The organism is Plantactinospora sp. DSM 117369, from assembly GCF_053764795.1.
Genome location: NZ_CM132446.1, coordinates 3,321,900 through 3,334,459 on the forward strand (window position 1 = coordinate 3,321,900; position 12,560 = coordinate 3,334,459).

Below are 12,560 nucleotides of genomic sequence, written 5' to 3' on the forward strand. Positions count from 1 at the left end.
GATGCCGCCTGGTCACGCTCAGGCCCGCCGCTTGCGCCTTCCGCGCCGCCGCTCGGACGGTATGCCCGCTTTCGGTTTGGCGGCGGCGGATTCCGCCGAGTTTTGCCGCCGTGCCGGCCCGGGAGCGAGGGTTGCGGGCACATGAAGGTGAGGTTATGTTGGCGATCACATTGACCAACGCCAATGTGTCTCGCCAACGGGCACTCTGCTCCGTCGGATGCGGTCGCCCACCTTCCCACCACCCCTGATGAGAGGAGAGGCCAGATGGTCGTCCGCTCAGGTCGCTCCAGGTTCCGTTCGACGGTCGTCGCGCTGGCGGTAGCGGCGCTCGCCGTCGGTGCCGCGGCAACCGTCGTGGCGCACACCACCACGCCCGCTCGCGCGGCGGCCTCGCCCGTCGAGGACGAGGGCACCGACTGTTCGGTCTCGTTGCCCGGTTCGCTGACCGCGAACTCCCGGCTGCCCGACCCGTTCCGCAGGCTGGACGGCACGCGTATCTCCGGCAAGGCCGACTGGCGGTGCCAGCGCGCGCAGCTCAAGGAGTTGGTCGAGCGTTACGTCTACGGCGACAAGCCGGCGAAGCCGGCAAGTGTCACGGGTACCGTGTCGAACAGCAACATCACGGTGAACGTGTCGCACAACGGCAGGAGTTCCAGCTTCTCGGCCAGTGTCCAACTGCCCAGCGGCACCGGCCCTTTCCCGGCCGTCGTGGTCCTGGGCGGCTTCGGCGCGGACACCGCCGCCATCCGCTCCGCCGGCGCGGCGGTCATCAACTACGACCCGTACGCGGTGGGTCGGGAGGGTACGCCCCGGAACAACAAGCAGGGCGCTTTCTACAGCGTTTACGGCAACACGAGCAGCACCGGGCTGCTGGCCGCCTGGTCGTGGGGGGTCAGCCGGATCATCGACGTCATCGAGTCCTCCGGCGGCAACATCCTGCGCACCGACATCGGCGTCACGGGTTGCTCTCGGTTCGGCAAGGGCGCGTTCGCGGTCGGCGCGCTGGACCAGCGCATCGCGTTGACGATGCCGATCGAGTCCGGCAGCGCCGGTGTCCCCATCTTCCGTGGCATCCCCGGCGAGGGTGCGCAGAGTCTGAGCAGCGCGTACGGCGAGCAGCCGTGGCTCGGCGACGCCTTCGGCTCGTTCACGAGCAACCCGAACAACCTGCCGGTGGACACCCACGAGATCGTCGCGATGATCGCCCCGCGCGGGCTGTTCATCATGGACAACCCGCACATCGCCAACCTGGGCCCCCGGTCGGCCAGCGTCGCGGCGCTGGGCGGAGCGGAGGTCTACCAGGCCCTCGGCGCGGGCGACAACATCACCTACTGGTCCGACGTCCAGGACGGCAGCCACTGTGCCAACCGGGCCGAATGGCGGACCCCGTTGCAGCAGCACATCCAGAAGTACCTGTTGAAGACGGGCAACGCCCCGGGTGCGATGAGGATTTCGAGCCGGGCGGCCGGCTTCAGCTGGGACAGCAGCGGAAACGTGATGACCGTACGCGCCAACGGCAGCGGCAACACGTTCGGCTTCACCACCATGACGAACGGCAACAGTTCAGCCCGACCACAAATCAGGTCCTGCACCGCCGGCTGACGCCAGCGACTCGGCAGATTGTCTCTGGCGGATATCACTTCGACCTGCCGCAACCCATATATACACCGCAGCGGCTCAACGGCGATTGGTATCGAATGGATCAACCATGACAGCGAGAGCTGTCGGCGATCAGGAGCGCGCCATGCCCATCGACACCGCCCCGGCTGTTGCCGCACGAGCTAGTGGAGTAAACCGTGAAAAAATCCCCGATTCTGGTGGTGGCCGCGGCGACCGCGTTGGTCACCGTGGCGGGAGTCCTGACCGCCCCGCCTCTGTTGGCCGCAACGCCTGATATCACCGTCAATACCGCCTCGTCGTACCAGACGATCGATGGGTTCGGGGCGGCGACCCCGATCTTCGGTGGTTCCGGTAGCCCGTGGACGACCAGCGAGACCCAGACGCTCGTCGGCATGGGCCAGGGGCAGCTCGGCATGTCGATCGTTCGGACCGTGGTGTCGCCGGTGTCGAGCGAGTGGGGCTTGTACGCGAGCAGCCTGCAGACGGCAAAGTCGTACGGCTCCGATGTCAAGATTCTTGCTTCGCCCTGGACCGCCCCCGCCCACTTCAAGACGAACAACAGCAGGGTCGGCGGTGGCAAGCTCAGGACCGACTACTACGACGACTATGCCGAGCACCTCAACAGTTACGTGCAGTACATGAAGAGTCAGGGCGTCACGATCGACGTGACCTCGGTGCAGAACGAGCCGGATTGGCACCCTGACTACGATTCGATGGACTGGACCGGCACCGAGTTGCGGAACTTCGTCCGGGACCAGGGCGCCAAGGTCAGGGACACCAAGCTCATGGTTGCCGAATCCTTGAGATTCAACCGCGCGTATTCCGACCCCACGCTGCAGGATGCCACCGCGCGCAACAACATCGGCTATGTCGGCGGCCACCTGTACGACGCCGAGAACAGTGGAAACCTGTCCCCCTATCCGCTGGCGGCGCAGTACGGCAAGAACCAGTGGATGACCGAGTGGAACCTGCACGCGGCCGACGGGAGCGGTTCGAACATCTGGGGGAATCCCAGCAACGCGGCTGTCTGGAACGAGACGCTGGACGACATCATGCGGACCGTGCACCGGTCGATGGAGTCCGGTTGGAGCGCGTACATCTGGTGGTACGGCCGCCGCTTCTACTCCTTTATCGGTGACGGCGATTCGCAGTACGGGACCACGAAGGGCGCGGTCCTCAAGCGCGGCTACGCATTTTCACAGTACTCAAAGCACGTCCGGCCCGGCGACAAGCGGGTCGCCCTCTCGAAGAGCTCAAGAGCCTCTTCGCTGGAGGTCACGGCCTACCAGGGCGAGGGCAAGGTCACGCTGGTGATTCTCAACCGCTCGAACAGCGCGGTCGACAATGCCGTCGTCCAGGTCCCGCAGAACATCTCGAAGGCCGAGTACTCCGTCACTTCGCAGAACCTGAGCGCGCAGTCACAGCCGGCCAACGTGAGCGGCGGACAGGTGACTGTCAACATCCCTGCGCGGAGCATCTCCACGATCACCGTCAGCGAGGGTCCCGCCGCCACCAACCCGCCGACCACCCCGCCCACTAACCCGCCGACCACCCCGCCCACGGGCGCTGGAGGCTGCCAGGTGACCAATTCGATCAGTGCCTGGAACACCGGCCTGGCCGGCAACATCACCATCACCAACACCGGCACGAGCGCCATCAACGGCTGGTCGCTGAGATTCACCCTCGGATCCGGGCAGACCATCACCTCCGGCTGGAACGCCACTTACTCACCAGCCAGTGGTCAGGTGACCGCAACGAACGTCAGCTACAACGCATCCATCCCACCGGGAGGCTCAACCACCATCGGCTTCCAAGCCAGCCACAACGGCAACAGCGCCCCACCGAGCGGCTTCACCCTCAATGGCACCGCCTGTAGCTGAACAACCTGTTCTGGCCGGGTCCGCCGGAGCGCCGGACCCGGCCAGAACATCGAACCTTTTCAAGGTTGAAAAGGTACATTCGGGGTCGTCAGCGGTCGGCGCGGGGCGAGCGGTGAGCCGTGAGGACCAACTCCCACTCGACCTCACCGCTGGCCGGTACCACCGCGGCGTTCCCGCCGGGCGTGGTGTCGAGGTCCGCCTCGGCCAGGTCGAAGACCTGGCCGAGCATCGGCTCGACCCCGATGCTCCGGTACGGTGCCGCAGCCGGCCAGCCCCGCAGGTTGCGCCAGAGCGCGGTGGCGCGGGGCTGGTCCGGACAGTGCAGGCGCAGCCGGAGCAGATCGGCGCCGTCCACCACCCGTACGTCGTCGGCTCCGACCAGGACGGCACCGAGCGCGGTGCCGTCGTCCGGACCGAACCGGTCCAGCGGCAATCCGGCCGGGTCGGGCCAGGCGCCGGTGTGCCACCGGTCGCCGGTCCGCCACGTCCCGGGCGGCAGCAGGTCGGCGGCCTCCGGATAGAGCCGGGTGGGGGTGCCCGGCGGGGCGACCAGCCGGGCCGACGGTGACAGGTCGAGCAGGGCGTGCGCGGCCCAGACGAACCGGTAGCCCGGCTCGGCGGCCAGTCGGTAGCGGGCCAGCACCGCGCCCGCCTGCCCGGTGACCCGGCGGGCGAGAGTGAACTCGGCACAGTCGACGACCGCGCTGCCCGGACCGGTGGTCCGCCAGGGGCGGGACCAGGCGTCGCCGTGGTCCGGGATGCCGCGTACGGTCGGCACGCACTCCTCCAGGCCGCCCGCGTCGACGAACGCGTCGCCCGGGGCGACCCGGTCCCGGCCGGTCGCGCCGCCCCGCCAGAGCCACTCGCGTCCGCCACCGGCCAGGCTGGTCCACCGTCCACCGTGCCGGTGGTCGAGGGTGACCCGCAGCGGCACGGCGACCGGTGCGGGCCCGGCCAGCCGGCTCAGCATTCCGTCCCGCCGGCTGCTCGTCCCACTGCGCGGGCTCGCCGCGCCTCGTCCCGGCTCACCATTCCGCGAAGGAGCCGTCGTCGTGCCGCCAGACCGGGTTGCGCCAGGCGTGCCCCCGCCGGGCGGCGGCGCGAACGGCCTGCTCGTCGACGGTGATGCCGAGCCCGGGCGCCTCCGGCCGGCGCAGGTGCCCGTCGACGAACCGGAACGGCTCCCGGTCCAGCACGTAGTCGAGCAGTTCCGAGCCGGAGTGGTAGTGGATGCCGATGCTCTGCTCCTGGATCAGGAAGTTCGGCGTGGCGAAGGCGACCTGGAGGCTGGCGGCGAGCGAGATCGGTCCGAGCGGGCAGTGCGGGGCCAGCACCGCGCCGTACGTCTCGGCCAGCGCGGCGATCCGGCGTACCTCGGAGATGCCGCCGGCGTGCGAGAGGTCGGGCTGCACCACCGCCACGCCCGCGCGCAGCGGCCCCAGGAATTCGTGCCGGGCGAAGAGCCGCTCGCCGGTCGCGATCGGCACCGGCGAGGCGTTGACGAGATCGCCGAGTTGGTGGTTGTGCTCGGGGAGTACCGGTTCCTCCACGAAGAGCGGTCGCAGCGGGGCGAGTTCCGGCAGGACGCGGCGGGCCGCCGCCGGGCTCGCCCGGCCGTGGAAGTCCAGCGCGATGTCCCGGTCGTCGCCGAGCACCTCCCGGGCGGCGGCGACCCGGCGCACCACGGCCGCCACCTCGGTGGCGCTGGGGATGGCGGCGAGCAGGCCGAAGGCGTTCATCTTGATCGCCGTCATGCCGGCCTCGACCTGCGCGGCGGCGGCGTCGGCGAGTTCGGCCGGCTCGTCACCGCCGATCCAGGAGTAGACCCGGACCCGCTCCCGGACCGGACCGCCGAGCAGCGCGTGCACGGGTGCGCCGTACGCCTGGCCGGCGATGTCCCAGAGTGCCTGGTCGAGGCCGGCGACCGCGCTGGAGAGTACGGGGCCGCCCCGGTAGAAGCCGCCCTTGGTGAGTATCTGCCAGTGCTGCTCGATCCGCAGCGGATCCTCCCCGAGCAGATACTCGGAGAGCACCTCGACGGCGGCGCGGACCACTTCGGCCCGGCCCTCCACCACCGGCTCACCCCAGCCGACCAGCCCCTCGTCGGTCTCCACCCGGCAGAAGAGCCACCGGGGTGGGACGAGGAAGGTCTCGATTCGGACGATCTTCACTAGACGCCTCTCTGTAATGGCTCAGCCCGTGCTCGCGCACCGTCGGGCAGTGCTGCTCACTCGCGGTCGCCCCGGTGCCGGCGTACCTTCTGGACGTCCCGGATGGCCTTGTCCAGCAGGTCGCGCATGGCCTGCTCGGCGCCGGTCGCGTCGGTGCGCCGGATCGCGTCCACCACCGCGCGGTGGCTGGGCACCGGGTCGTCCTCGGGTGCCACACCGTGCACCAGGCGGTCCCGTTCGGCCAGTCCGGTCTCCATCACCACCTCCATGCGCTGCACCAGCTCGTTGTGGGTGGCGGCCAGCAGCGCACGGTGGAAGCCCAGGTCGGCGCGGACGGCGGTGACCGGATCGGTGGCGGCGGACATCTCGGCCAGCGCCTCGTCGAGGGCAGCCAGGTCGGCGCCGGTGGCGCGATCGGCGGCGAGCCGCGCGGCGGCCGGCTCGACGATGGTACGCACCTCGTGCAGTTGGTCGAGCAGGTGCTGCCCGGCGCCCTCGGCGAACTGCCACCGGATCACGTCACCGTCGAGCAGGTGCCAGTCCGACCGGGGGCGTACGAAGGTGCCCCGCTTCTGCCGGGCGTCCACGATGCCCTTGGCGGTGAGAACCTTGAGCGCCTCGCGCAGCGCGGTGAGGCTGACGTCGAGCTCCTGCTGGAGTGCGGCCAGGTTCAGGGTGGCGCCCTCGGCGATCTCACCGGCGAGGATGCGCCGGGCGATGACCTCGACGGTCTGACCGTGGACACCGCGACGTGCGTACTGTGCCAATGCTCTCCGCGCCTTCTCGTTCGTCCGATGGTGGTCTGTGTCAGGCCGAGGCTTTCACCGCGGTCCAACCGCCGTCCACCACCAGGGTGGTGCCGGTGACGTAGCCGGCATCCGGCGAGGCGAGGAAGGCGATGGCCGCCGCCACTTCGTCGGGGGTGCCGAACCGGCCGGCCACAGTCTCCGCGACGCTGCGCTGCCGGTCTACTTCGGACACCCTGTCCCAGGCGGCGGTGAGGATCGGGCCGGGCAGGACGGTGTTGACCCGCACCTCGGGGCCGTACTCGACGGCGAGCTGGCGGCCGAGCGCGACCAGCCCGCCCTTGGCGGCGGCGTACGCCGGGTGGCCGGGCAGCCCGACCATCGCGTGCACGGAGGAGACGAGGACGGCGGCGCCCCGGCCGGCGCGCAGGTCGGCCAGGCACGCCTTGAGGCCGAGGAAGGTGCCGGTGAGGCTCACCGCGAGCTGCCGGTCCCAGGACTGCCGGCTGGTCTCGTGCGCCGGGGCGACCTCGCTGAAGTAGGCGTTGCTGACCAGGATGTCCACCGGGCCGAACCGGTCACGGAGGGTGGTCGTCGCGCCGGCCCAGTCGGTCTCGTCGGAGACGTCGGCGACGATCGGACAGGCCCGGCCACCGGCTGCGGCGATCTCCTCGGCGACCTGCTCCGGTGCCCGGAGGTCGACCAGGCCGACCGCCGCGCCCTCGGCGGCGAGCCGTCGCGCGGTGGCCGCACCGATGCCACCGTAAGCTCCCGTGACCAGGGCAACCTTGCCGTCCAGTCGACGCATTCGCTGGCTCACCACCCGTCGCCGTCCGTAGATCAAAACATTAATTAGGAAGAAATCTTGACAGGCGTGACCCCTGGATGCAACCTTCTGGATCACACCGTTTACCTGAGCGATACACCCGCGACCCGGCCCCCGGGTCGATGAGGAAGGGATACTCCCCGTGAGCGACTTCGACCCCGGTCGTCGCCGGTTCCTCGGCCACCTCGGGCTCGCCGGCCTCGGCGCGCTCGGCGCCGGCAGCCTGCTCGGTTGCGCCAGTTCCGCCAGCACCTCCTCGGGTGGCGGCGGGAGCAACGGCCCGGTCACCGTGCAGTCCAACCTCTCCTCCCCGCAGGCGAAGGTCGCGATGGAGAAGATCATCGAGACCTTCAACAAGCAGGGCAAGGGCAGCGCGACGCTGAACACCATCGCCGCCGAGACCTACCGCACCCAGCTTCCGACGTACCTGACCTCGGCGAACCCGCCGGACCTCTACACCTGGTACGCGGGCTCGGTTGCCAACGACTACGCCAGCAAGGGCCTGCTGCTGGACGTCTCGGACGTCTGGCAGGGGCTGACCGACTACCCCGAGGCGCTGCGCACCATCTCCACCGACGCCTCCGGCAAGAAGGTCTTCGTGCCGATGACCAACTACTGGTGGGGCTTCTTCTACCGCAAGTCCAATTTCGCGAAGTGGGGCGTGCAGGAGCCGAAGACCTGGACCGAGTTCGTCGCGCTCTGCGAGACCCTCAAGGGCAAGGGCGTCCCGCCGATCGGCATCGGCCTCGGCGACACCCCGTGGGTGGCGTCGGCCTGGTTCGACTACCTGAACATCCGGATCAACGGGGCGCCGTTCCACCGCGAACTCCTCGCCGGCAAGCAGCGCTTCGACGACCCGAAGGTGAAGGCGGTCTTCACCCGGTGGCGCGAGGTGCTGCCGTACTTCGACCCGAAGGGCAAGGCGTACCCGTTCCAGGAGGCCACCGCCGCGCTGCTGGCGGGCAAGACCGGGATGTTCCTGATCGGCGCCTTCTTCGCCGACGCCGCCCCGAAGGACGCCCTCGGCGACCTTGACTTCTTCCGGTTCCCGATCATCGACCCGGCGGTGCCGGTCGCCGAGGAGGGCCCGACCGACGGCTTCTTCGCCAGCGCCAAGACCGGTAACCCGACCGGCACCAGGGCACTGCTGAGCTACCTGGCCTCGGTCGAGGCCCAGGAGGAGTACATCAGGCACAGCTCCGGGCTCGTGCTGCCGGCCAACCCGAAGGCCAAGCCGGCCGACTCCCCGCTGGTCGCCAAGGGCAAGGCGATGCTGGAGAGCGCGCAGGAGCTGACCCAGTTCTTCAACCGCGACTCCAGCGACGCGCTCCAGCCGACCGCCGACACCGCGCTGACCAAGTTCATCGACAAGCCCGACCAGATCGACGCGATCCTGCGCGAGTGGCAGGCGGGCGCGGAAAAGGTCTTCAAGGGCTGATGACCGCACTCGCCCCGACCGAGAGCCCCCGGCAGCGGCGGGCACCGGACCGGAAGCCGTCCCGGCGGCGACCGGCCCGGCGCCTGTCGCCGCTGCTGGTGGCCTTCGTGCTCGTACCCTTCGCGGTGGAGAGCATCTGGGTCTTCTGGCCGGCCCTACAGGGCTTCTACTTCTCGCTCACCCGCTGGGACGGGCTCGAACCGCCACAGTTCATCGGCCTCGACAACTACGCCGAGCTGGCCGGCGACTCGGTCTTCCGGGGCGCCCTGCTCAACACCGTGATCTGGCTGGTGCTCTTCGGCGGACTCTCGGTCCTCGGCGGGTTCGGCATGGCGCTGCTGTTGCAGAAGGAGCGGCGCGGCGTCGGCTTCTACCGGGCCGCGCTCTTCACCCCGGTGGTCTTCTCGCTGGTGGTGACCGGGCTGGTCTGGCGGGTCTTCTACCAGCCCGACGGGCTCGCCGACCAGGTGCTCCAGGCGGTCGGCCTGGAACACCTGATCCGCCCCTGGCTGGCCGACCCGCAGACCGCGCTCTACGCGGTCATCCTGCCCGCACTCTGGCGACAGATCGGGTACGTCATGGTGCTCTACCTGGCCGGTCTCAAGGCCATCGACCCGGCGCTGCACGAGGCGGCCCGGATGGACGGCGCCAACCGCTGGCAGCGGCTCCGGAATGTCACCATCCCGCAGCTACGCGGGGTCAACGCGGTGGTGCTCTCGGTCATCGTGATCGACTCGCTCCGCTCGTTCGACATCGTCTGGGCGCTGACCCGAGGCGGGCCGTACCACTCGTCGGAACTGCTCAGCACCTACATGTACTCGACCGCGTTCCAGAGCCTGCGGCTCGGCTACGGCTCGGCGATCGCCGTCGTGATCTTCGTGCTGGCGCTGGCGGTCATCCTCGGCTACCTCGTCCGCGCCTTCCGGGAGGACGACTGATGATTCGCAAGCTCCGGACCGGCGGCTTCCACCTCGGGATGAGCCTGGTGGCGCTGCTCTGGCTCGGCCCGATCCTCTGGGTCGTCAGCATGTCGGTCCGCTCCTTCGACGACATCGCCGCGAACGGGGTGGGCAGCCTGCCGCGCTCGTTCACCCTGGATACCTACCGCCAGGCGTGGACCGACGGCGGCCAGATGCGGGCGCTGGTCAACAGCCTGCTGGTGACCGTACCGTCGGTACTGCTCAGCCTGGCGCTGGCCGCGGTCGCGGCCTTCGCGCTGGCCCGGTTCCGGATCCCTGGCCGGCGCACCATCCTGCTGCTGATGCTCGCCGGCAACCTGCTGCCACCGCAGATCCTGCTCATTCCGGTGAACAAGTTCAGCGAGCTGATCGGTCTCTACGACACCCTCTGGGCACTGATCGCGGTCCAGGTCGGCTTCGGGCTCGGCTTCTACACGTTCGTACTGCACGGCTTCATGCGCGACCTGCCGAACGAGATCCAGGAGGCGGCCCTGATCGACGGTGCCGGGGTCGGGCAGATCTTCGCCCGGGTGATCCTGCCGCTGACCCGGCCGGCGCTGGCCGCCCTCGGGGCACTCTCCTTCACCTGGATCTTCAACGACCTGCTCTGGGCCATCACGGTGCTGCGCACCGACGACCGGATGCCGGTCACCCCGGCCCTGCTGGGCCTACAGGGTCAGTTCGTCTCCTCGTGGAACGTCATCGCCGCCGGCACGGTGATCGCGGCGGTGCCGACCGTGCTGGTCTTCCTCCGTTTCCAGCGACACTTCGTGTCCGGCCTCGCGATCGGAGCCGTCAAGTGAACGCTTCTGAGCCGAGGCGGTGGACGCTGCGCGGCGCGCGTACCGAGTACACGGTGGCGGTGCCCGGGCACGGGCGCTGGCTCGAACTGGTGGCGTGGGGGCCGCACGGGGTGAGCGAGGGGCCGTCGCCGGTGGAATACGGCGGCCCGGTGCCGTTCCTCACCGCCGGGGACGCCGCGCCGATCGAGTACGCCACCGACGCCGCCCGGCCGTTCACCGGGGCCGACCTGGTGGTGGAGACCGCCGGCGGAGACCGTCGGGTCGGCTTCGACTACGTCGGGGCGGAGAGTGCCCCGAGCCGGCTGGTGGTGACCTTCGCCGACCCGGTCACCGGGCTGCGCGCCGCCCTGCACTACGAGATTCCGGACGGCACCGACGTGCTGCGCCGGTGGGTCGAACTGACCAACACCGGCCCGGAGCCGCTGCGGCTGCACCGGGCCGACTCGGCCGGATTCTGCGTACCCACGCCGCACGGGGCACGGCTGAGCTACCAGTGGGGGCAGTGGGCGCAGGAGTTCCAGCTCGACCACGTCGACCTCGGGCACGGCGAGTTCACCATCGGCAGCGCGCAGGGCGTACCGGGGCACGCGTACGTCCCGTGGCTCGTCGTCCGGGACCAGGCCGACCCGGACGGCTCCGCCTGGGCGGTGGCGGTGGACTGGACCGGCTCGTGGGAGATCGCCGCGACCCGGGACACCGGCGGGCTGACCCGGGTACGCGCCGGCCGGCGCCTCGTCGACGGCCCGCTCGACCTGCCCGCCGGGTCGCGGCTGGCCCTGCCGGCGGTCACCGGTGCCTACAGCCCGGACGGGCTCGGCGGACTGGCCCGGGTCTGGCACGACTACCAGCGCCGGCTCGCCGCCGACCGGCTCACGCCCCGGCCGGTGCTCTACAACTCGTGGGAGGCGACCTACTTCGCGGTCGACGCGGAGAACCAGCTCGCGCTGGCCCGGATCGCCGCGGACCTCGGCGTCGAGACCTTCGTGGTCGACGACGGCTGGTTCGTCGGCCGCGACGACGACACCGCCGGCCTGGGGGACTGGACCCCGGACCCGGCGAAGTTCCCGGCCGGCTTCGACGCCTTCGTCACCGAGATCCGCGGCCTCGGGATGAACTTCGGGCTCTGGGTGGAGCCGGAGTGCGTCAACCCGCGCTCGACGCTCTACGCCGAACACCCGGACTGGGTCTACCAGGTGCAGGGCCGGCCACTGACCCCGATCCGCAACCAGTACCTGCTGGATCTGGGCCGCCCGGAGGTGGCCGAGTTCGTGCACTCCACCGTGGACGGGCTGCTCCGGCGGTACGACATCGGCTATCTGAAGTGGGACTTCAACCGGCCGCGTACCGAGCCGGGCCGAAGCTTCGCCGCGGCGACCGGTGCGGCCGGGCGGGTCGACCTCGACGGCGCGCACGTGGCCAACCTGCACCGGATCTACGAGCGGCTGCGCCGCGACCACCCGCACGTACTGCTCGAAGCCTGTGCCGGCGGCGGGGCGCGGACCGACCTCGGCATGGCGGCCCGGGCCGACGTCTTCTGGCCGAGTGACAACACCGGCCCGCTGGACCGGCTCGCCATCCAGTACGGCTTCCTGCATGCCAACGCCCCGCACCTGCTCAGTTCCTGGGTGACCGACTCGCCCGGGCTGTTCGACCAGCGCCCCCGGTCGCTGGCCTTCCGGTTCGTGCTGGCGATGGCCGGCGTGCTCGGCATCGGTGCCGACATCCGGCACTGGACGCCGGAGCAGCGCCGCGAGGCGGCCGGCTGGATCGCCCGGTACAAGGAGATCCGGGACGTCGTCACGCACGGCACCGTGCACCTGATCGGCGGCCCGGACCAGCCGCGCTGCGCCGTGCAGTACACCGCGCCCGACGAGGAGACGGTCGTGGTCCTCGCCTGGCACACCGGCCGGCTCGACGGCGCCGGCCTGCTGCCGTCCCGCCCGGTCCGGCTCCCGCTGGCCGGTCTCGACCCGGCCGCCGCCTACCGACACGACGAACGGCGCTACTCCGGCAGTCACCTGACCACCGTCGGTCTGCCGGTCCGGTGGACGCCCGACCACGACGCGGAACTCGTCGTCCTCCGGCGCGCCTGATCCACCACCCCCGTTCCCCGACAG

General features: G+C 70.2%; 10 protein-coding genes. 6 read left to right on the forward strand and 4 right to left on the reverse strand.

Annotated features, from left to right (window positions below; all coding sequences use genetic code 11):
* Positions 1–264: 264 nt before the first annotated feature.
* Positions 265–1,602 carry a glucuronyl esterase domain-containing protein gene (locus tag ACSMXO_RS14650; RefSeq protein WP_455418156.1) on the forward strand — a complete coding sequence of 446 codons (1,338 nt, stop codon included), beginning with the start codon at positions 265–267 and terminating at the stop codon, positions 1,600–1,602.
* A gap of 194 nt (positions 1,603–1,796) precedes the next feature.
* Positions 1,797–3,500, forward strand: a complete 1,704-nt coding sequence (locus ACSMXO_RS14655) for a cellulose binding domain-containing protein (protein ID WP_455418157.1) — start codon at positions 1,797–1,799, stop codon at positions 3,498–3,500.
* 88 nt (positions 3,501–3,588) lie between these two features.
* Here the strand turns inward: ACSMXO_RS14655 and ACSMXO_RS14660 are convergent, their stop codons facing one another.
* Genes ACSMXO_RS14660 through ACSMXO_RS14675 form a run of 4 tightly spaced genes read right to left on the reverse strand, consistent with a single transcriptional unit; the run spans position 3,589 to position 7,225 of the window.
* Positions 3,589–4,470 carry a hypothetical protein gene (locus tag ACSMXO_RS14660; RefSeq protein WP_346258531.1) on the reverse strand — a complete coding sequence of 294 codons (882 nt, stop codon included), beginning with the start codon at positions 4,468–4,470 and terminating at the stop codon, positions 3,589–3,591.
* A gap of 55 nt (positions 4,471–4,525) precedes the next feature.
* The gene (gene dgoD, locus ACSMXO_RS14665; RefSeq protein WP_455418158.1) at positions 4,526–5,671 is read right to left on the reverse strand and encodes a galactonate dehydratase; all 1,146 of its coding nucleotides are present in this window, start codon (positions 5,669–5,671) and stop codon (positions 4,526–4,528) included.
* Between the two features lie 56 nt (positions 5,672–5,727).
* Positions 5,728–6,438 carry a FadR/GntR family transcriptional regulator gene (locus ACSMXO_RS14670; protein ID WP_346258533.1) on the reverse strand — a complete coding sequence of 237 codons (711 nt, stop codon included), beginning with the start codon at positions 6,436–6,438 and terminating at the stop codon, positions 5,728–5,730.
* Positions 6,439–6,478: 40 nt separating this feature from the next.
* Positions 6,479–7,225, reverse strand: coding sequence for an SDR family NAD(P)-dependent oxidoreductase (locus ACSMXO_RS14675; RefSeq protein WP_346258534.1), 747 nt, complete (start codon positions 7,223–7,225; stop codon positions 6,479–6,481).
* 160 nt (positions 7,226–7,385) lie between these two features.
* Between ACSMXO_RS14675 and ACSMXO_RS14680 the strand changes: the two genes are divergently transcribed.
* The 4 genes from ACSMXO_RS14680 to ACSMXO_RS14695 are packed head-to-tail and all read left to right on the forward strand — an operon-like array spanning position 7,386 to position 12,536.
* Positions 7,386–8,681 (forward strand): ABC transporter substrate-binding protein, encoded by a 1,296-nt coding sequence (locus ACSMXO_RS14680; RefSeq protein ID WP_346258535.1) that lies wholly within the window; start codon positions 7,386–7,388, stop codon positions 8,679–8,681.
* Positions 8,681–9,619: a carbohydrate ABC transporter permease gene (locus ACSMXO_RS14685; protein WP_346258536.1), complete on the forward strand. Its 939-nt coding sequence runs from the start codon at positions 8,681–8,683 to the stop codon at positions 9,617–9,619. The genes ACSMXO_RS14680 and ACSMXO_RS14685 overlap by 1 nt, the downstream gene beginning before the upstream one ends.
* Complete coding sequence (locus ACSMXO_RS14690) at positions 9,619–10,443, forward strand: carbohydrate ABC transporter permease (protein ID WP_455418159.1); 825 nt, start codon at positions 9,619–9,621, stop codon at positions 10,441–10,443. Before ACSMXO_RS14685 ends, ACSMXO_RS14690 begins: the two co-directional genes overlap by 1 nt.
* A complete protein-coding gene (locus ACSMXO_RS14695; protein WP_455418160.1) occupies positions 10,440–12,536 on the forward strand; it encodes an alpha-galactosidase in 2,097 nt (698 codons plus the stop codon). Before ACSMXO_RS14690 ends, ACSMXO_RS14695 begins: the two co-directional genes overlap by 4 nt.
* Positions 12,537–12,560: the final 24 nt, after the last annotated feature.